Origin of the sequence: Marinomonas sp. BSi20584 (assembly GCF_002792415.1) — a bacterium.
Taxonomy (GTDB): domain Bacteria; phylum Pseudomonadota; class Gammaproteobacteria; order Pseudomonadales; family Marinomonadaceae; genus Marinomonas; species Marinomonas polaris.
Window position 1 is genome coordinate 94156 of record NZ_KZ454869.1, and the last position, 17636, is coordinate 111791.

Consider the following 17636-nt stretch of genomic DNA (forward strand, 5'->3'; position numbering starts at 1 on the left):
AAAGGGCTGTTGAAATATACAGTAATTATAAAAGGCACAGAAAAAGCATGGCCACGACCAGAATTTTAGCAATTGACCCCGGCTCTCGAATAACAGGCTTTGGGATTGTTGACGTTACAAATGGTAAATCTATTTACGTAAATAGTGGTTGTATTCGATTACCGGATGAGGCGTTATCAGTTAGGCTTAAATATATATTTCAAAATGTTTCAGCATTATTGGAAGAATACAAACCAAATGAATTTGCTATCGAGGAAGTATTTTTGGCCAAGAATGCTAATTCGGCGTTAAAGCTTGGCCAGGCTAGAGGTGCTGCTATTGTTGCTGCATCTCTTCAAGAACTTGAGGTGCATGAATATGCCGCTCGAAGAGTTAAGCAATCTGTTGTCGGTAATGGTAATGCTGATAAAACACAAGTACAAATGATGGTTCAGCTTCTATTAAATTTGACCTCCAAGCCTCAAGCTGATGCGGCTGATGCTTTAGCAATTGCTTTGTGTCATGCTAATACACGAACTTCTGGCGGGCTTGAATACGGTGTCGGAAAGCGAGCGGGGCGTGCTTCTAAGCGTTGGACAGAACAAGATGTAAGGAAAACTTTGTGATCGGACGAATTGTCGGCACTTTGATAGAGAAAACACCACCAGAACTAATGGTTGATGTTAATGGTATTGGCTATGAAGTTAGTGCTTCTATGACCACTATTTATGATTTACCTCAGATCGGAGGGCAGGTGACATTATTTACTCACCTGTTAGTTAAAGAAGATTCGCATACACTTTATGGCTTTATCGATAAAAATGAGCGCGCTTTATTTCGAGTTTTAATTAAAGTAAATGGTATTGGTCCAAAAATGGCATTGGCGATTTTGTCGAGCATGTCATCTGAAGAACTGATTGCCAATGTTCAAGAATCTGATGTAACTGCATTAACGCGTATTCCTGGAGTAGGTAAGAAGACGGCTGAGCGACTCATTATTGAGTTAAGAGATAAGCTTGGTCAGGCAGCAAAAACTGATTTATTTTCAGCTCCTGCTGTTTTGCGTCAGGTACAAGCTGACCCTAGGCAGGAAGCAGAAGCGGCGCTCATATCTCTTGGTTATAAACCACAAGAAGCGGCGAAAGCCATTGCGGGTGTTCCAATGGATGCCGCTAATAGTGAAGATGTTATTAAAGCAGCTTTAAAAGGGATGCTAAGGAAATAAAACATGATTGAGCAAGATCGTATTATTTCTGCTGAACTTAAAGGTAACGATCGTCAAGTAGATCGGGCAATACGTCCGCAAGCGCTTGCTGAATATATTGGTCAGCCCGTTGTTCGAGAGCAGATGGAGATTTTTATCCAAGCTGCAAGGCAGCGTAGTGAGCCATTAGATCATACGTTAATATTTGGGCCTCCAGGATTGGGAAAAACAACGCTTGCTCACATCATTGGTAATGAGATGGGGGCTGAGGTAAGAACAACTTCTGGTCCCGTTCTTGAAAGAGCTGGAGATTTAGCGGCACTGCTAACAAATTTAAATGAAGGCGACATTCTATTTATTGATGAAATACATAGATTAAGTCCAGCAATTGAAGAAGTTCTTTATCCAGCAATGGAGGATTATCAGCTGGATATAATGATTGGCGAAGGTCCAGCTGCTAGGTCAATTAAAATTGAACTACCACCATTTACACTTGTCGGAGCAACTACACGAGCAGGCTTACTGACATCTCCATTGCGAGATCGCTTTGGAATTGTGCAGCGCTTAGAGTTTTATGATGTTGAATCATTGACAACCATTGTGGCTCGGTCTGCTGGAAAAATGGGTATGGAGCTTGATCAGCCTGGTTGCTTTGAGGTAGCTAGAAGGTCAAGGGGGACTCCGAGGATAGCAAACCGCTTGTTACGCCGTGTTAGAGATGTGGCTCAGGTGAGTGGAGAAGTGCTTGTAGGGCAAAAAGTTGCTCAAAGGGCGCTAGATATGTTAAGTGTAGATAGTCAGGGCTTCGATCACTTAGACAGACGTATGTTATTGACTATGATAGAAAAGTTTGACGGGAGACCGGTTGGTCTAGATAGCGTCTCTGCCGCCTTAGGTGAAGACAAAGATACTATTGAAGACGTCATTGAGCCGTTTTTAATTCAGCAAGGCTTTATAATCAGGACACCAAGAGGCCGTCAGGTTACAAAGCGTGCATATGAACATTTTAATTACCAACTACCTTCAGATTTTAAATAGAGGTTAATAATGTCAATTTGGGGACTTATCGCCAGTGCTAGTTTTGTTGTTCAGCTTGTAATGTTGATACTGCTAGCTGCTTCCATTTTTTCATGGATTGTAATATTTCAAAGAATTCGTGTTTTAAAAGAAGCAAAAAAGGTGCGTACCGCATTTGAGGAAAGTTTTTGGTCGGGTATCGATCTTAGTCAGCTTTATCGCAAGCTCACACAAGAAGGTCGCAAAGTTGAAGGTATGGAAAATATCTTCACTTCTGGTATTAAAGAATTCACTCGACTAAGACAGAGTCATAATGTTGATCCAGAAGCCATTATGGATGGTGTTCAAAGAGCAATGCGAGTGGCGCTTTACAGGGAAGAAGAAAAGCTGGATCAACATCTACCTTTTTTGGCAACTGTTGGCTCAACAAGTCCTTACATTGGTTTGTTTGGTACTGTTTGGGGGATTATGCATTCTTTTATCGGTCTTGCAGAAGTTCAGCAAGCAACGTTAGCAACAGTTGCGCCAGGTATCGCAGAGGCACTTATAGCAACAGCAATAGGTTTAGCTGCTGCTATTCCTGCAGTAATTGCCTATAACCGCTTCTCTTCTACGGCAGAATCCCTTGGTTCTAGTTATGAGAATTTCGCAGATGAATTTACTAGTATCCTACATCGTAAGGTACATGTGAGAGAGGGAGGCGCTGTATAGTGGCTCGCGCAAGAAGGAGAAACAAACGCCGTCCAATGGCTGAGATCAACGTCGTACCGTATATCGATGTCATGTTGGTTTTGCTTGTTATTTTTATGATTACAGCGCCAATGCTTACGCAAGGTGTTGATGTTGAACTGCCGAATGCAAATGCAGCGCCAATTCAAGATACAGAAAATGATGTCATGATTGCCTCTGTTGACTCTAAAGGTAAGTACTATTTAGATGTTGGCGGTAAGCAAGAATCAATCGCTTTATCTCAAATACAAGATAGAGTGAGAAAAGTATTAAGTCAAAACCCAAAGATGTCTGTATTAGTAAGAGGGGATAAAAATGTCCCTTATGGTGATGTCATTGGTCTTATGGTTACACTTCAAAGTGCAGGTGTTCCAAATGTAGGTTTAGTGACTGAGCCGGATAAAAATTAATGAAGTGGTTACGTAGTGACAATTATAGTATCCCAACCGTGCTAGCTATAGGTTTACACGTTGGTATTGTTGTGGCAGGTTTTGTTGCTATTGATTTTAGCGACAATGAAATTCCAAAACCTAAGCGGCCGCCTATTGTTAATGCTACTGTTGTTGATATCTCTCAAACCATAATAGGTAAAAGAGAGTCTGATGAAAAAGCAGCAAAACAACAGGCAGCTGCATTAGCAGAAAAAAAGAAAAGCGAAGCTGAGCAGGCTCGGAAAAAAGAAGCACAGCGTAAGGCGTTAGAGGAAAAGCAAAAGCAGCTTGCTCAAGCTAAACAGGCAAAAGATAAAGCAGAAGCTGAAAAACAAGAAACTGAAAGAAAGCAAAAAGCAGCTGAACAAAAGCGTACAGCGCAAGAGGCAGAAAGTAAGCGTTTGGCTCAGGAGCAGGCTGATAAAAAACGTTTAGCTGAAAAAGAAGCCAGCGAAAAGAAAAAACAAGAGCTTGCTCGTAAGGCTGAAGCTGATCGAGTAGCCGAAGAAGAGCGGAAGCGTCAAGAGGAAGCCGCTAAATTGGCGGAGAAGAAGAAAGCTGAAGAGGCGGCAGCCAAGGCGGCAGCAGAAGAGGCGATGCAGCGAGCTGCTGATGAAGCTCAAATGGTTCAGTCTATCAGTGGGCTAATAAATGATAGGGTTACTGCAGCTTGGATTCGTCCTCCAAGCGCTCGAAACAATATGAAAGCTCAATTGCGCATTTATTTTCTGCCTAATGGTGAAGTTATGAATGCTCAAATTACGAAAAGTAGTGGAGATGCTTTATTTGATCAAAGAGCAGTTGATGCTGTTTATAAAGTAAGGAAAATTGAAGAGTTATCGAAAGTAGACTCGTATGTTTTTGAACGAAATTTTCGTCAGGTAGATTTAATTTTTAACCCGCAAGATTTGAGAAACTAATGATGTTTAAAAAATGCTTGAGTGTTTTATTCACTTGCTTAATATTTATAAGCTCAGCTAGAGCCCAATTAGTTATTGAAATAACAAGTGGTGCAGATCAGTTATTACCTATTGCTGTTGTGCCTTTTGGATATGAGGGTGTGGATGCGCTGCCTGAGGATATTGCTCAAATAGTCGAGGCTGACTTAGCGCGTAGTGGTCTATTTCAGCCTATCCCTAGATCTAATATGTTAAGTATGCCATCAAAAGAAGCGGATGTTTTTTATAGAGATTGGCGGCTTTTGAAAAGTGATTATGTTGTTATTGGTGCAATAAAAAAGCTACCTAATAATCAATATCGTATTGGTTTCGAATTATTAAATGTTTTAAGTCAAAAGCCGGTACAAAAACATAGCTCTATTGATGTCAGTGCAAGAAACTTCCGCGATGCGGCTCACTATATTAGTGATAAAGTTTACGAATTATTGACAGGTACAAGAGGCGCATTTAGTACTAGAATATTATATGTTACTGCAGAAGGTGATAAAAAAGCTCCATTGTTTAAATTGCAGGTTGCAGATGCTGACGGACATCGCCCTCAAGTTGTTGTCGAATCTAAAGAGCCGATATTATCTCCGTCATGGAGTATGGATGGCAGAAAAATTGCTTATGTAATGTTTAGAAATCGACGCCCGAATATTTTCATTCAAGAATTAGCAACTGGGAAGCGTCAGCAAATCGCACAATTTAGAGGATTAAACGGTGCACCAGCTTGGTCACCTGATGGAAAAAAATTAGCATTGGTTCTTTCTAAAGATAATAACCCTGAAATTTATACTTTAGACATCGCGACACAGAAACTTGAGCGTATGACAAACCATTATGCTATAGATACCGAGCCAAGCTGGGAGCCAGATGGTAAGGGAATTGTATTCACATCTGATCGAGGCGGTAATCCGCAGATATATCGATTAGATGTAAATAGTAAGCGTGTAGAGAGGGTTACTTTTGAAGGTGATCTAAATACCAGAGCGAGAATGACGCCAGATGGTCGCTATCTTGTTACGGTTCAAAAGAATGATGGTAATTATCATATTGCACTTCAAGATATGAAAACTGGCCGAGTTCAAATTCTCACAGAGACTTACTTAGACGAATCGCCAAGCATTGCGCCAAATGGTAGCATGGTGATGTATGCCACAACCTATCAAGGAAAGGGTATCTTAGCCGTAGTATCCGTTGATGGCCTTGTAAAATATAGGTTACCATCAGCAGACGGAGATGTACGAGAACCATCTTGGTCCCCGTATTTCAAATAAAGACATTGAGGAGTGAATAATGAGTGTAACAAAACTAGGTAAGTTTGCTGTAATTGGTTTGTCTGCAGCTTGGATTGCAGGTTGTAGCACAACAGCAACAGATACTGATTCTTCAACTGTTGCTGAAGATGCCAATTCAACTGAGCAAGCAAACGAAAATACTGACCAAACATTTGGTGCTGGTCAAGATGGCGCTATGACTAGTGTTATTGTTGATGAGAGTGCGGCTACTAATGACAATGGCATGGATTCTTTAGCTGGGGTTCAAACTGTATTCTACTTTGATTTTGATAAATCGATTGTGCGTCCAGAATCTCGTGAAGCTCTAGCAAAACATGCTGAATATTTAGTATCACACCCAGATGCACGTATCGTTTTAGAAGGTCATGCTGATGAGCGTGGTACTCGCGAATACAACATGGCTCTAGGTGAGCGTCGTGCTAAAGCAATTAGTCGTTATTTGACAATCCAAGGTGTCGCTGCTTCTCAAATTGAAACAGTAAGCTTTGGTGAAGAAGTTCCTGTTGCCTTCGGTCATGATAGTAACGCTTGGCAGTTAAACCGTCGAGTTGAAGTTCGTTACGAATAATGATTTCTAAAGTCGTAAGAATTCGCTCTTTCGCAATGGCGCTGTGTCTCACAGCGCCATTTGCGCTAGCTGAATCTCAAATGGCAAGTGGTGGACTTTCCCCTAATGCCGCTGCAGATCTACTTTTTCAATTGGAAACACTGCAACAGGAGGTTCAAAGCCTTCGTGGACAATTGGAAGATCAAGGCCATGAATTAAAGCTAATGAAAGAGAGTCAAAGAGATCGTTATATTGATCTCGATAAACGTATATCCTTACTTATGTCTGCATCTGCGAGCGAACCGAAGTATTCTTCTGCTCCAGAGCCAAGAGTAGAGCAGCCAGCTACTCAAGCATCGGTACAAAAAATAAATAATTCAACTAATTCACTAGCGGCTTCGCCTCTAGCACCTATTAGTTTGCAACCACCAACTGCACAAGCTCAACAAGCTTATAATGATGCTTATAATTTAATTCGTCAGAGAAATTTTGATGAAGCGGAAACCGCATTTTCAGAGTTTGTAAAAGACTATCCGAACAATTCTTTAACAGGGAATGGTTATTATTGGTTGGGAGAAGTTAAATTAGTTCAAGGTAAGTCTAGAGAGGCTATAGAAGCATTTTCTACTGTGATTCAAAACTTTCCAGGACACAACAAAGAACAAGACTCATTATATAAGTTAGGCACTGTTAGTGATCAGCTTGGTGATACAATAAAAGCTAAGTCCTATTTACAGGATGTAATTCGACGCTTTCCCGATAGTAAAGCTGCTAAACTAGCTGCAGGGTATTTGAGTAAAATTAAATAACTTGCATTTCTCAACGGGCTCTGTAATATACGCAACCCGTTGGGTCGTTAGCTCAGTTGGTAGAGCAGTTGACTTTTAATCAATTGGTCACTGGTTCGAATCCAGTACGACCCACCAACATCTTTTTATTCCTTTTGTGATTTTTGGGTCGTTAGCTCAGTTGGTAGAGCAGTTGACTTTTAATCAATTGGTCACTGGTTCGAATCCAGTACGACCCACCAAAAACACTCATTCCGCTCCCAGTTTCTTAAGGGGTAATGATATGTCCGAACTTTTTGATAAAGCAGCACTTCGCAATACAGTTCAAAAGTATTTGTCTGAAGCAGAAAAAAGTCTTGAAATAAAATCTGTCGATGATGATCAGATTCGTGATGAGATCAAGTCTTTACTTAAGCAAAAAAATGCCGTTCTAGTTGCTCATTACTATACTGAAGATGCTATTCAAGAGCTCGCAGAAGAGACTGGTGGAATAATTGCTGACTCTTTAGAGATGGCGCGCTTTGGTGCAAATCATGACGCTAAGACTCTTGTTGTTGCCGGTGTTAAATTCATGGGTGAAACCGCAAAAATACTTAGCCCAGAAAAAACTATTTTAATGCCGACCCTTGAAGCAACATGCTCACTGGATATTGGCTGTCCGATTGAAGAGTTTTCAGCTTTTTGCGATCAGCATCCAGATAGAAAAGTGGTTGTCTATGCAAACACTTCAGCTGCAGTTAAAGCGAGAGCAGATTGGGTCGTAACCTCTAGCATTGCTTTAGATGTTGTAAATCATCTCGTAGAGCAGGGCGAAAAAATTATTTGGGCACCTGACCAGCATTTGGGGGGATATATCCAGCGTGAAACTGGTGCCGATATGATTCTTTGGGATGGTGCCTGTATCGTTCACGAAGAGTTCAAGGCAAAAGGTATTTTGGATTTAAAAGCGATATATCCAGATGCTGCCGTACTTGTTCATCCAGAATCCCCAGAAGCGGTTGTTGAGGTGGCAGATGTTGTGGGTTCAACATCCCAGTTGCTAAATGCATCAAAGAATATGTCAAATGATACCTTTATTGTCGCCACCGATAGGGGTATTTTCTATAAAATGAAGCAAGCATCACCAAATAAGCGTTTCATAGAGGCACCTACGGCTGGCTCCGGCGCAAATTGTCGTAGTTGTGCGCATTGTCCTTGGATGGCATTAAATAGCTTGGAGATGCTTCGTAACTCGCTCAGAGATAGCTCAGGTGAAATTCATGTGTCTGAAGAAACTAGAATTAAAGCATTGATTCCACTACAGCGAATGCTTGATTTTCAAGTGAAATAATTTTTATCTTCAGTTTAGGGATAGTTAACTATTTAGCGTCCCTAAATATTTCATTTCTAAATCTGAAAATGCCAGCTGTAGGCGATCACATTCAAGACTCTTTTTATTATATGTGACTCTCAGGGTTTGATAATCTTTGCTTGATATCATCTCAGATAATTTCTTTTTTAGCTCAGTGGTTGATTGAGCTAACTGTCTATTTATTTCCCTTTGCTTTATGAGTGGCTTTGACTGACTTCTAGAGCCATGAGCACCACTTAATCCAAGAGTCTCTATCTTTTGCTTTAATTCATTATTAGTGTTTTCTGCAGACTCTAACTCTTGCGCCAATAGAGTAACGCAGGTTTCTGATTCTTGCAGTAAGCGCTCTAGCATTTTTGCATCTTTATCTTGTTCTATAAGGCTAACGGATGACATGTTTTCAAGTGCGGTATTTAAGCCATCACGCAATGAGCCAAGGGTTTCTTTTTTATTTGCACTTAAAACTTGTAAATTGCCAATCGCCGTTTCATTACTTTTACTTAGCTGCTTTTCTAATTCAGCAAGTTTTGCATCTTTCACACTAATATCTTGCCTTAGTGAAGTGATGGATAAATTTGACGTCTCGAGTTCTGCTTCTAATTGCAGTATTAGCACTTGTGACTCTTTAGACATACGCTCCATTTTGGTTATAGCAACTTTTTGAGCCTCAATAGCTGCATATGTATTATTGTTTTTATATGCCTTGTCTATCTCACTCTTAAGTTGCTCGATTACCATTTTTTGCCGATCAGAAAGGCTGCTTAAGCTAGAAATTTGTTTAAAGGAAGCGTTGCGTATCGCTTTTTCTTGCTTTTGAGCAGTTGGAATCTGCAAATTGAATTCGGAGCTACTTCCTGTATGATCAGATTGTTTTTGCTCTAATTTTTTAATTTTTTCCTGTAAGTCATCAATTTCAATCTTTAACCTCTGCTGTTCTGCTTTTTTTAATTCTAATTGCTTGAGGCGCTTTGTAGCTCGATCAATATTTTTTCGTAAATCTTCATTTAGCAAAGTTTGGTTTTTTGATAGTGACTCTTTAGTAATAAGTATTTCGGTTGCCTGAAAAAACTCGTCTTCCATCTCCTTTAGATTTTGATGTAATTCTTCAGGGTTGGTTGTTTGTAATTTAGGTGCTGACAATGCGTACAATAAACTTGATAAGAAGCGGTTTAATATAGGCTTCGGTTTTTCACTAACTTGATTTAACAGAATAGCTCTTTCTGCTTTAAGTACTGTCCCCCAAATTTTCAATCTGTTTATTTCATGCGGATCTAGCTTACCCGGTACAATGGAATGTGCAGCAAAATTAATCTGCAAATCTAAGAAGTGGGCTAATCCCTTGTAAGAGTTTGAGTCATCTATTCCATCAGTAGGGTCCAAAGTCTCTTTAGGGGAAACGCTAGTGTGTTTTTCTAACTTCTTTTTGGCAAGTGAATGAGACAGCCATAAAAAAACACCATTGGCCAACAGTAGGAATGTACTTAACTCAAGCAGTGCCCAAATCAACCACTTTGACATAAAAACTCCTAGACCCTAAAGTAATAAATATGATATCCATTATCATTAAACTATAGCAAATCATTATTTTAGCTTGCTGTTTTTCTTATGTTAGCGGAATTAAATATTTTATGAGTAAAGAATTTATAACATTCATGCGTAATCGTGTATCACAGGCAGCACTTAACTCACCAGCGCCATCCGAAAGCGAATGGGAGTCCATTCTTAGCGCTGCAAGTCGCGCTGCGGACCATGGAAATCTTAAGCCGTGGCGTTTCTGTATTTATGAGGGGGAGGGGCGAGCAAAACTTGGTCAAATTTATTGGCATCATGCTTTATCTGAAGTAGAACTAATGCCTGAGAGCAAGGAGGACGCTTTTGTTAAAAAGGCATATCGAGCACCAGCTGTTTTGTTAATCTATGCGCGAATTCAGGATCACCCAAAAGTCCCTCCAATAGAGCAGATTATGGCAGCTTCTGCGGCCGCTCAACAAGTTTTATTGGGATTAAATGCGCTTGGTTATGGTGGTATGTGGCGCAGTGGCCCAGCGTGTTTCACTCAAAAAACAAAAGACCTTTTATCACTAGAAAAAAATGATCAAATAATTGGGCTAATTTATGCTGGAACGCCAAAAGAAAAATCAGCATTTACTCCAGAAGTAGAGCTTGGTACTCACTTAAAATGGGTAAGAGATTAATTTTTAAGACTAATTTGATAAAAATTAGTTGCAATCCTTTTCCCTCATCACTAGAATATGCGCACAAATTACGCACTGCGTATATAAGGTTTAGGTGAGCTGTCCGAGTGGCCGAAGGAGCACGCCTGGAAAGCGTGTATGTCGAAAGGCATCAAGAGTTCGAATCTCTTGCTCACCGCCATTATTTAAAAAAAGACATCATATGATGTCTTTTTTTTCGTCTTTAATTTATTGAATTCGCTGTGTTTATTCCCAGGTAGCATCTCGTTCAGATAATTTAAAGTGTATGTCACGACCATCAGAGCACATTTGCACAACTGCTGATGGCGAGCCATCGTCATTTAATGTTACTAAGCTTATTCCTGCCCCATTCAGAAGGCGCTCACCATGAGCAGCGGTTTCTGGTTTATGCGGAATGACTTTCATGCTACGACGTCGAGTAAACCAGTTTAGTGGTGATCGAGGTGAATAAAGCCAGCGATTTAGGCGATCAAATATATCTAGTAGCTTTCCAGGGAATTCATTTTTAATTCCGCTACTGGTTATTTGCCACAAGTCTGATCCTTGTTTATTCCCACGCAGCTGAATATCGTAAACAAAAGAGTAGTGAACATCTCCTGAAAGTATGACAAAGTTCTTCGGTGTTTGGTTATGCCTGAACATATTCATTAGGGCATAAGCTGAGCCTGGGTGAGCCATCCAGTTTTCTGCATCAACCATCAGGGGTTTACCAAGCCAAGTAAATACCCGTTGGATACTTTCGATTAGTTTAACTCCAAAAATAGGAGCTGGTGATACAAGCACAACCGCATCGAGTCCCTTTAATTGCTGCTGTAGGTCAGTTAGTGCCTCCCAATCCATTAGGCCTGAAGGGTTTTCCAGTGATTTCTCTGATCGCCAGCGCTGAGTACGAGTATCCAAAACAACAAGCGGAGGTGTTGTCTGCCAGGTATAATTCCATTTAGAAAAACGAAAGAGCTCCTGTATTAACTCATCATGTTCTACTCTACCAGGATGATTTAGCACTTTTTGAATTTTGTTTATAAGCTCATTCGAAAAGTGTTCAGGTGCATTTCCCCAGCCTTGGCATATTAAATAGCCAAGCAGGGCGTTACCGATAATGCGAGCTGAGAATGGGTGGTTATAGGCTGTTTGCTCCCATGCTGCAGTAAGGTTCCAATCATCCGTAATGTCGTGATCATCAAAAATCATTGCGACTGGTAAATGCGCTAGAGCACGACGAACCTTGGATAAACCCTTAACAAAGTCTTGCAATATAAGCTTTTGTTTCGAAAAATCTTTCTTTTGCTCATCAGATAAACCGGTTGGCTCCGACCAACCATTATCACCTAATAATAAATCCCAACCCTTAGGTGACCAAACTAGAGCGTACATAGAAAGTATTTCAGCCAAAGAGATTAAATGATTTTGAGCTGTATCTGTCGTGAAAACAGGCTTTCGTACACCGCCAAAAATCTGTTCAATCATACTACGGTTTACTTTGTTCTCAGGTAAAAGCGTTTCTCTTGCATAGTAATAAGAAGGCTCTATATGTAACTGATGGGCACTTTCAACTTCAATACAAGGTAGCTTTTCATCATGCATGCCAAGATGGGGTATCAGTTGATGAATAGCCCATAACATTGGAGCCGCTACATCATCCGCATAAATTTGATCTCCGCTCATCATTAAAATACTGGGCCAATCTTTTGGATCTGTATTCTGCAATAACTCATCAACCCTTAATAATCCGTCTTTACTGGAATGATGGGGCTTGCGACAAGATCCGTGCAGCATTTTATGAATATTTGGTTGCAAAATAAAAAATGGCAGTGACTGCTCGGGATAAACAAGATCCTCTGACCATTGAGTCCAGTCAAGGCCATTAAGCCGTAGATCATAATGAATAGGGTTGTTAATTGGTAAAGGAGTTTCTAGCTTAATATCGAGTAGCTGTATGAATAGGTTTTCACCAGCCTTCAGTTGGGTATGACTTTCAGTTATCTGAGCGTCTTTTAGCTCAAATAAAGCTGTTTTGTTTTGAGTTAATATTAAGTCAACCGTAACAGGCTCTGTCGTCATCAACCAGAACGTAAGTCGATCCGTTGTCATTCTTCGTAATAACGGGCCAGCTAATACCTGCATAATTTCCTCATATAAACTTGTTGAATACTGCATATCAGTATTCAACAAGTTATTGATTTAGGATGCAACCAAATGGTCAACAATAGGTAGGCCTTTCTTAGTGGTAGATGTGACGGTCATCTTTGCACTTAGTATTAATTGGTCATTGTCAGATTGATGTACTTGCTGGAGAAAATTAAGCTTGAGCTTCGATACTCGCTCTATTGTTGTATGGATATAAAAAGTATCACCACTTCGCAAAGATCGCATGTAGTCTAATTCTGCCTTGATCAAAACAAGATATATGCCTTGCTTGGTGATCTCAGCAAAATCTAACCCTCTTGATTTTATAAATTGATGCCTGGCGTGCTCTAAATAATTTTGATACACCGAATTGTTAACGATTCCCTGCATATCACACTCGTAATCGCGAACCTCAAAATAAATGCGATCTTTGTGATCTAATTTGTCCTTCATAGTGTGGCCTTAAAAAATTGGGATTTATTCGTGGTGGGCAATTCGATTTTTGCCAGACCGTTTTGCGTATAACAAATAATGTTGTGATCGCTCAACTAGCTCACTAGGGCTTTCGTCACCGAATAAAGTAGCCACACCTATGGACACGGTCACTTGGCGTAGCAGCACTTTGGTGTTTTTGTAGCGTATTTTTTGAATTGAAACTTCATTGCGAATAGATTCAGCTAGTTGAGATGCAACACTCAACTCTGTTTCACTCAGTAGCATAGCAAATCGACCACCTTTAAGGCGCGCAATAAAACCATTTTCAGGCAATAACTCAACTAAAAGTTTTGCTACATATCGAATGAGTGAAGTGCCAGCTTTATTACCATATTCATGATTAATTTCAGCAAGGTTATCAATATCTATTAACAATAGGGTTAAATCATCCTCAGCATAAGGTACTAAGGAGAATAATGACCGTTCAAAACCTTTTTCATTAGCTAGTAAAGTCATTGCATCAAGTTCAGTATTCTTCTTTACATCTAATAGTTCGGAGCGAAGACTAGCTAATTCTTCTTGGGCAGAAAGTAGAGCGCTGCTAAATTTTTCAATTGCTTGATTAGCTTTGAAAGCACCTCGCTCCAACAAAAGAGCAACCTGTTCTACTTGAGCGGGTTCACTGGTATTTTTTAGTGCGGCTTTTGCAGTACGTAATGTGCCATTAAATCGCTCAAGCTCACTAGAAATGCTGCTTGTGTCTGTCTCTAAATTAGTGGTAAGACTTTTTAATACTGAACCTTGGCGGTGAGCATGCTGGAACTCTTCAGGAAGTAAGAACTCATTGAATAGCTCTTGTGAAACGAAGGCAGGTAAACTACCAAATCGACGTAAAGCTCGATCAACAACTTGGTTGAATTTTGGATTTTTATTTGACGCATATTCATACCATATACCATAATTATAAGGCGTCGGCGGAATATCTAACTTCACCATAAGTGGTATTGCTGATCGCATTAGTTGATTAGCTTGCTTAATATTATGCTGGAACATCGGAACCCCTGCTGCCATTACTTACTACCAAGACGTCCCATTTCATCGGTGGCAATTCATGTTTTATAAAAGAGCGCGAAAGCTCGGTAACATTACGGCTTCGATTTTATAACGATTTAGTTATGTTTTCTCATTCTTGAAAACATGAATATAGTAAGACTAATAATTTATAATAGCCATTAGCCACCCGTAAATTTACTAGAAAAACCTTCTTTTTCAAGCAACTCTTTTATTTTTTGTCGATTATCTCCTTGCACTTCAACCTGGCCATCTTTTACAGCGCCACCGGCACCACATTGCGTCTTTAGCTTTTTGCCCAGTATCTTTAATGCATCTTCAGTAAGAGGAAGGCCAGTAATAACAGTTACACCTTTACCTTTTCGGCCCTTTGTTTCTAAGGCTATTAGAACTTTTCCATTACCAATAACGTTATCATTTTTGCATTGACACTCAGAAATAGGGTGTTCGCAGCTTGAGCAAAGCCGACCTTGGTCTGTTGAATACACTAAATTTCGATTTTTCATGGATTTTGGCAACCTCTACCATCCCCGTTGACACACAGCATTTTATCATTTCAATAAAAGCGAATCAGATAAAAATTGCATTATTCGACATTTACTTAAAATCTGCACTAAGATGATGATAATACCAGTTAAAAAATGCGTGTTGATATGAAAAGATTACTGAGAATTCGTCAAGCCACTGAGGCTGATCTTAGATGTATTTTGCTTTTTGAGTTTCGCAACCGAGGCTGGTTTTCCCAATTTTTACCGAGTCAAGTACTAAGACAACAAACAGAAATTTATTTTAAGCGATTACTTAGAAGTAATTTGAAGCATTTGCAATATCTGGTGTACTTACCAAACGGTGTTCTGATTGGTCGTTTTAATGGACAAATATTAGGCAAAAAGTCAGTTGAAGTTTCCTATCGAATCGCTAAAAATTTCACTAACCTAGGGATTGCAAAGCATGCGTTAAAACACATACTTGTTCTTTGGGCAAGTAAAGGTATAACTGAAGTGTATGCACAAGTAGCAGATCATAACAAAGCCTCAATTAAAGTCCTTCTCTCATGTGGCTTTGAAATTAATGAAATCCAAAAAAATGCGATAAATTTAGATCCAGAGATCCATGACTGCTTAGTGTTTCGCTGGTCATTTGCAGAAGATTTACCCTATAGAGTCAATCAGTTCGATAATATTCCAGTTTGTTAAGTATGTTAATTATCTTGTCACTTAAATCTGCTTTTAACGTAATAGGCTGATTTGTAATAGGATGATTGAATTCAAGACTTGAAGCGTGAAGCATCAATCTAAAGTCGTCAGACCAAATTTCTTTAGCGACTTTATTAATATGGCGACAGCCATAACAAGAATCACCCACTAGCGGATTCAAATAGTGTTTAAAATGTCGACGAATTTGATGTTTTCGACCTTGCTTGGGGGTCACTTCTAGCCAGCTTAAACGCATGCTGTCATATCGACTCACAGGAACAGGAAGTAGATACTGACTTAGTCGAGTAAAGCTAGTTTCAGCCTCTCTTTCGGTACCTTCAATTTTAAAACGAGATCTACCTTTCTGCTCATTAAGCTTAGCAAGAGGGTAATTAATCACACCATAATCATCGCAATAACCACGTACTAAGCAGTGATAAGTTTTCTTAGTTTTAGATTCAGCGAACTGAGCTGAAAGGCGCCTTGCTACTTCTGGGCTAAATGCCATCACTAATACCCCGGATGTTCCTCGGTCAAGGCGATGAACAGGAAACACCCATTTCCCTGTTTGATCTCTCAACCTTTGAACAACAGCGTCTTCTTCGTCTTTAGCTAAATTGGTTCGATGAACAAGCAAGCCTGCTGGCTTGTTGACGGCAACCAAGTGTTCATCTTGAAATAAAATAACTAGCGTCATTCTGGCTTATCTATGAAAGAGGTTATTTTATCCATAGCCATGTCAACTAAGGTTTGCATCGCTTCATCACTTGCCCAAGCAATATGGGGAGTCAGTAAGAAATTTGGCTGTTTGGTAAGAGCTTGGAGTGGATGATCTAGCTGCATAGGTTCTTGTGTCGAAACATCAAAAGCCGCACCTGTGATGGTATTGTTTTCGAAAGCTCGTAACAGCGCATCCTCATCAACAATACCGCCACGGCTGATATTTAGTAATAGGCAGCTCTTTTTCATTAACGAAAACTCGGCATCACTGATTAGATTTTTTGTTTCTGGTGTTAATGGGCAATTGATACTGATGATATCGGCGAACTTTAAGGCTTCTTCGAAGTTGATGTAACCAGGTCTAGTATTTGTAGTTCCTTTGCGATCGGCAAAGATCACCTTCATACCGAAAGCAAGCGCGATAGCAGCCACTTTTTTACCTAAGGTTCCGCCGCCTATGATAACCATAGTTGAACCTGACAAATCTTTAATCGGGTAATCAAGAAAACAAAAATATTCAGAAGTGGCCCATCTACCAGATTTTACCGCATCTAAATACGATGCAAGATTTCTTCTTAGAGCCAGCAGCATAGCAAAAGTATGTTCAGGCACGCTGATTGTGGAGTAATCCGCTACATTTTGAACGGCGATGTTTTTATCCTTACAGGCTTTTAGGTCTACGTTATTGGTGCCAGTTGCCATAACTTGTATGAGTTTTAGATCTGACGCGCTGTTAATCGCAGCAGCATTAACAACGACTTTATTGGTAAGTACAATACTTGCACTTTTGATACGTTCTGCTACTTCCTCAAGAGCCGTATTGTCGTATTCAACAACTTCATTAATTTGTGTAGGCAACTGGATTTTGATGTACTCAGGAAATGATCCTCTATCTAGAAAAACCGCTTTCATCTCACCTTCCTTATTTTTTTGACTGAATTTTATCTAATAGTGGTTGTAAATATGGCAGTATATTTTGCAGTACAATCGGTTGACCTTCTTTATTCGGGTGTAAGCCGTCGCTTTGCATGAGATCTTTGTTTAAAGCTACATTTTCAAGCATAAAGGGTAGATACGCGATATTGTGTTTACTGGCAATATCCTTGTACAAGTTAAAGAACATTTGTGTGTAGCGTTTTCCGTAATTTTGCGGAATCTGATTGCCTATTAGTAATACAACAGCGCCACTACTTTGAGCTTGCTCAACCATTTTTTCCAAATTCATTGTGGTCTGATTTAGAGGGTAACCACGTAATGCATCATTAGCACCAAGCTCTAACACTACCAAATCTGGTTTATGAATGGCTAAAAGATCGCCAAAACGTGACAAACCACCTTGTGTTGTTTCACCACTAACACTGGCATTAATAACTTGTATTTCAGGGCGAGATTGAGAAAGTTGATTTTCAAGTAAACTAACCCAGCCATCTTGTTGTCGTAAGTTATATGCCGCACTAAGACTGTCACCCATAACAAGTAAAGTAGAAGCTGAAGCAAATGAACTAATGAATAGCAGCGTGATTATTGTACCTAGTTGCCTTAATTGCTTTTTTAAAAACATATCAAACCTTTTTAGAGTGAATCAC

At 39.8% G+C, this 17636-nt stretch carries 20 protein-coding genes and 3 tRNA genes; 15 read left to right on the forward strand and 8 right to left on the reverse strand.

All coding sequences use genetic code 11. From position 1 onward, the window contains the following. Positions 1 to 47: 47 nt before the first annotated feature. From ruvC to nadA, 12 genes are all read left to right on the forward strand, one after another. Complete coding sequence (gene ruvC / locus TY87_RS02040) at positions 48 to 605, forward strand: crossover junction endodeoxyribonuclease RuvC (RefSeq protein WP_072839075.1); 558 nt, start codon at positions 48 to 50, stop codon at positions 603 to 605. Beyond that, a complete protein-coding gene (ruvA, locus tag TY87_RS02045; RefSeq protein ID WP_072839074.1) occupies positions 602 to 1204 on the forward strand; it encodes a Holliday junction branch migration protein RuvA in 603 nt (200 codons plus the stop codon). Before ruvC ends, ruvA begins: the two co-directional genes overlap by 4 nt. Before the next feature lie 3 nt (positions 1205 to 1207). After that, positions 1208 to 2221, forward strand: a complete 1014-nt coding sequence (gene ruvB, locus TY87_RS02050; RefSeq protein WP_072839073.1) for a Holliday junction branch migration DNA helicase RuvB — start codon at positions 1208 to 1210, stop codon at positions 2219 to 2221. A 9-nt stretch (positions 2222 to 2230) separates the two neighbouring features. Next, positions 2231 to 2911, forward strand: a complete 681-nt coding sequence (gene tolQ / locus TY87_RS02055) for a protein TolQ (RefSeq protein ID WP_012069892.1) — start codon at positions 2231 to 2233, stop codon at positions 2909 to 2911. Further along, complete coding sequence (gene tolR / locus TY87_RS02060; RefSeq protein WP_072839072.1) at positions 2911 to 3339, forward strand: protein TolR; 429 nt, start codon at positions 2911 to 2913, stop codon at positions 3337 to 3339. Before tolQ ends, tolR begins: the two co-directional genes overlap by 1 nt. Then, positions 3339 to 4280, forward strand: coding sequence for a cell envelope integrity protein TolA (gene tolA, locus TY87_RS02065; RefSeq protein WP_100185810.1), 942 nt, complete (start codon positions 3339 to 3341; stop codon positions 4278 to 4280). The genes tolR and tolA overlap by 1 nt, the downstream gene beginning before the upstream one ends. Then, the gene (gene tolB / locus TY87_RS02070) at positions 4280 to 5578 is read left to right on the forward strand and encodes a Tol-Pal system beta propeller repeat protein TolB (protein WP_012069895.1); all 1299 of its coding nucleotides are present in this window, start codon (positions 4280 to 4282) and stop codon (positions 5576 to 5578) included. The genes tolA and tolB overlap by 1 nt, the downstream gene beginning before the upstream one ends. A gap of 19 nt (positions 5579 to 5597) precedes the next feature. Further along, entirely contained in the window at positions 5598 to 6167 is a 570-nt protein-coding gene (pal, locus tag TY87_RS02075) for a peptidoglycan-associated lipoprotein Pal (protein ID WP_100185811.1), read from the forward strand. Continuing rightward, positions 6167 to 6955, forward strand: a complete 789-nt coding sequence (gene ybgF / locus TY87_RS02080) for a tol-pal system protein YbgF (protein ID WP_100185812.1) — start codon at positions 6167 to 6169, stop codon at positions 6953 to 6955. The genes pal and ybgF overlap by 1 nt, the downstream gene beginning before the upstream one ends. Positions 6956 to 6996: 41 nt before the next feature. Beyond that, positions 6997 to 7072 (forward strand) — tRNA-Lys (locus TY87_RS02085). A 28-nt stretch (positions 7073 to 7100) separates the two neighbouring features. After that, a tRNA-Lys gene (locus TY87_RS02090) sits at positions 7101 to 7176 on the forward strand. Positions 7177 to 7217: 41 nt separating this feature from the next. Next, complete coding sequence (gene nadA / locus TY87_RS02095) at positions 7218 to 8264, forward strand: quinolinate synthase NadA (RefSeq protein ID WP_100185813.1); 1047 nt, start codon at positions 7218 to 7220, stop codon at positions 8262 to 8264. A gap of 24 nt (positions 8265 to 8288) precedes the next feature. Here nadA and TY87_RS02100 read toward each other — a convergent pair whose 3' ends face one another. Continuing rightward, a complete protein-coding gene (locus TY87_RS02100; protein ID WP_100185814.1) occupies positions 8289 to 9803 on the reverse strand; it encodes a hypothetical protein in 1515 nt (504 codons plus the stop codon). A gap of 110 nt (positions 9804 to 9913) precedes the next feature. On the opposite strand from TY87_RS02100, the gene TY87_RS02105 reads away from it, so the two are divergent. Further along, complete coding sequence (locus tag TY87_RS02105; RefSeq protein ID WP_100185815.1) at positions 9914 to 10480, forward strand: nitroreductase family protein; 567 nt, start codon at positions 9914 to 9916, stop codon at positions 10478 to 10480. Positions 10481 to 10573: 93 nt separating this feature from the next. Continuing rightward, a tRNA-Ser gene (locus tag TY87_RS02110) sits at positions 10574 to 10661 on the forward strand. 65 nt (positions 10662 to 10726) lie between these two features. Here TY87_RS02110 and TY87_RS02115 read toward each other — a convergent pair. The 4 genes from TY87_RS02115 to TY87_RS02130 all read right to left on the reverse strand — a co-directional run bounded on the left by TY87_RS02115 (position 10727) and on the right by TY87_RS02130 (position 14640). Beyond that, positions 10727 to 12625, reverse strand: a complete 1899-nt coding sequence (locus TY87_RS02115) for an alkaline phosphatase D family protein (protein ID WP_100185816.1) — start codon at positions 12623 to 12625, stop codon at positions 10727 to 10729. Positions 12626 to 12682: 57 nt separating this feature from the next. Next, a complete protein-coding gene (locus tag TY87_RS02120; RefSeq protein ID WP_072839064.1) occupies positions 12683 to 13081 on the reverse strand; it encodes an acyl-CoA thioesterase in 399 nt (132 codons plus the stop codon). Positions 13082 to 13105: 24 nt separating this feature from the next. Beyond that, entirely contained in the window at positions 13106 to 14134 is a 1029-nt protein-coding gene (locus TY87_RS02125) for a GGDEF domain-containing protein (RefSeq protein ID WP_072839063.1), read from the reverse strand. Between the two features lie 161 nt (positions 14135 to 14295). After that, the gene (locus TY87_RS02130) at positions 14296 to 14640 is read right to left on the reverse strand and encodes a translation initiation factor (protein ID WP_100185817.1); all 345 of its coding nucleotides are present in this window, start codon (positions 14638 to 14640) and stop codon (positions 14296 to 14298) included. A 147-nt stretch (positions 14641 to 14787) separates the two neighbouring features. Between TY87_RS02130 and TY87_RS02135 the strand changes: the two genes are divergently transcribed. After that, the gene (locus TY87_RS02135; protein WP_157789861.1) at positions 14788 to 15330 is read left to right on the forward strand and encodes a GNAT family N-acetyltransferase; all 543 of its coding nucleotides are present in this window, start codon (positions 14788 to 14790) and stop codon (positions 15328 to 15330) included. Here the strand turns inward: TY87_RS02135 and TY87_RS02140 are convergent. From TY87_RS02140 to TY87_RS02150, 3 genes are read right to left on the reverse strand one after another with little or no spacing between them, the layout of a single operon-like run. Continuing rightward, positions 15299 to 16027 (reverse strand): pseudouridine synthase, encoded by a 729-nt coding sequence (locus TY87_RS02140; protein ID WP_100185819.1) that lies wholly within the window; start codon positions 16025 to 16027, stop codon positions 15299 to 15301. The two genes, TY87_RS02135 and TY87_RS02140, sit on opposite strands and share 32 nt — an antisense overlap. Further along, positions 16024 to 16962, reverse strand: a complete 939-nt coding sequence (locus TY87_RS02145; RefSeq protein ID WP_100185820.1) for a D-2-hydroxyacid dehydrogenase — start codon at positions 16960 to 16962, stop codon at positions 16024 to 16026. Before TY87_RS02145 ends, TY87_RS02140 begins: the two co-directional genes overlap by 4 nt. A gap of 10 nt (positions 16963 to 16972) precedes the next feature. Continuing rightward, positions 16973 to 17611 carry an arylesterase gene (locus TY87_RS02150; RefSeq protein WP_100185821.1) on the reverse strand — a complete coding sequence of 213 codons (639 nt, stop codon included), beginning with the start codon at positions 17609 to 17611 and terminating at the stop codon, positions 16973 to 16975. Positions 17612 to 17636: the final 25 nt, after the last annotated feature.

Coding starts and splice junctions, on each gene's coding strand:
- ruvC (WP_072839075.1), top strand. CDS start 48: ATGGCCACGACCAGAATTTTAGCAATTGACCCCGGCTCTCGAATAACA.
- ruvB (WP_072839073.1), top strand. CDS start 1,208: ATGATTGAGCAAGATCGTATTATTTCTGCTGAACTTAAAGGTAACGAT.
- tolQ (WP_012069892.1), top strand. CDS start 2,231: ATGTCAATTTGGGGACTTATCGCCAGTGCTAGTTTTGTTGTTCAGCTT.
- tolA (WP_100185810.1), top strand. CDS start 3,339: ATGAAGTGGTTACGTAGTGACAATTATAGTATCCCAACCGTGCTAGCT.
- tolB (WP_012069895.1), top strand. CDS start 4,280: ATGATGTTTAAAAAATGCTTGAGTGTTTTATTCACTTGCTTAATATTT.
- pal (WP_100185811.1), top strand. CDS start 5,598: ATGAGTGTAACAAAACTAGGTAAGTTTGCTGTAATTGGTTTGTCTGCA.
- ybgF (WP_100185812.1), top strand. CDS start 6,167: ATGATTTCTAAAGTCGTAAGAATTCGCTCTTTCGCAATGGCGCTGTGT.
- nadA (WP_100185813.1), top strand. CDS start 7,218: ATGTCCGAACTTTTTGATAAAGCAGCACTTCGCAATACAGTTCAAAAG.
- TY87_RS02100 (WP_100185814.1), bottom strand. CDS start 9,803: ATGTCAAAGTGGTTGATTTGGGCACTGCTTGAGTTAAGTACATTCCTA.
- TY87_RS02105 (WP_100185815.1), top strand. CDS start 9,914: ATGAGTAAAGAATTTATAACATTCATGCGTAATCGTGTATCACAGGCA.
- TY87_RS02115 (WP_100185816.1), bottom strand. CDS start 12,625: ATGCAGGTATTAGCTGGCCCGTTATTACGAAGAATGACAACGGATCGA.
- TY87_RS02120 (WP_072839064.1), bottom strand. CDS start 13,081: ATGAAGGACAAATTAGATCACAAAGATCGCATTTATTTTGAGGTTCGC.
- TY87_RS02125 (WP_072839063.1), bottom strand. CDS start 14,134: ATGGCAGCAGGGGTTCCGATGTTCCAGCATAATATTAAGCAAGCTAAT.
- TY87_RS02130 (WP_100185817.1), bottom strand. CDS start 14,640: ATGAAAAATCGAAATTTAGTGTATTCAACAGACCAAGGTCGGCTTTGC.
- TY87_RS02135 (WP_157789861.1), top strand. CDS start 14,788: ATGAAAAGATTACTGAGAATTCGTCAAGCCACTGAGGCTGATCTTAGA.
- TY87_RS02140 (WP_100185819.1), bottom strand. CDS start 16,027: ATGACGCTAGTTATTTTATTTCAAGATGAACACTTGGTTGCCGTCAAC.
- TY87_RS02145 (WP_100185820.1), bottom strand. CDS start 16,962: ATGAAAGCGGTTTTTCTAGATAGAGGATCATTTCCTGAGTACATCAAA.
- TY87_RS02150 (WP_100185821.1), bottom strand. CDS start 17,611: ATGTTTTTAAAAAAGCAATTAAGGCAACTAGGTACAATAATCACGCTG.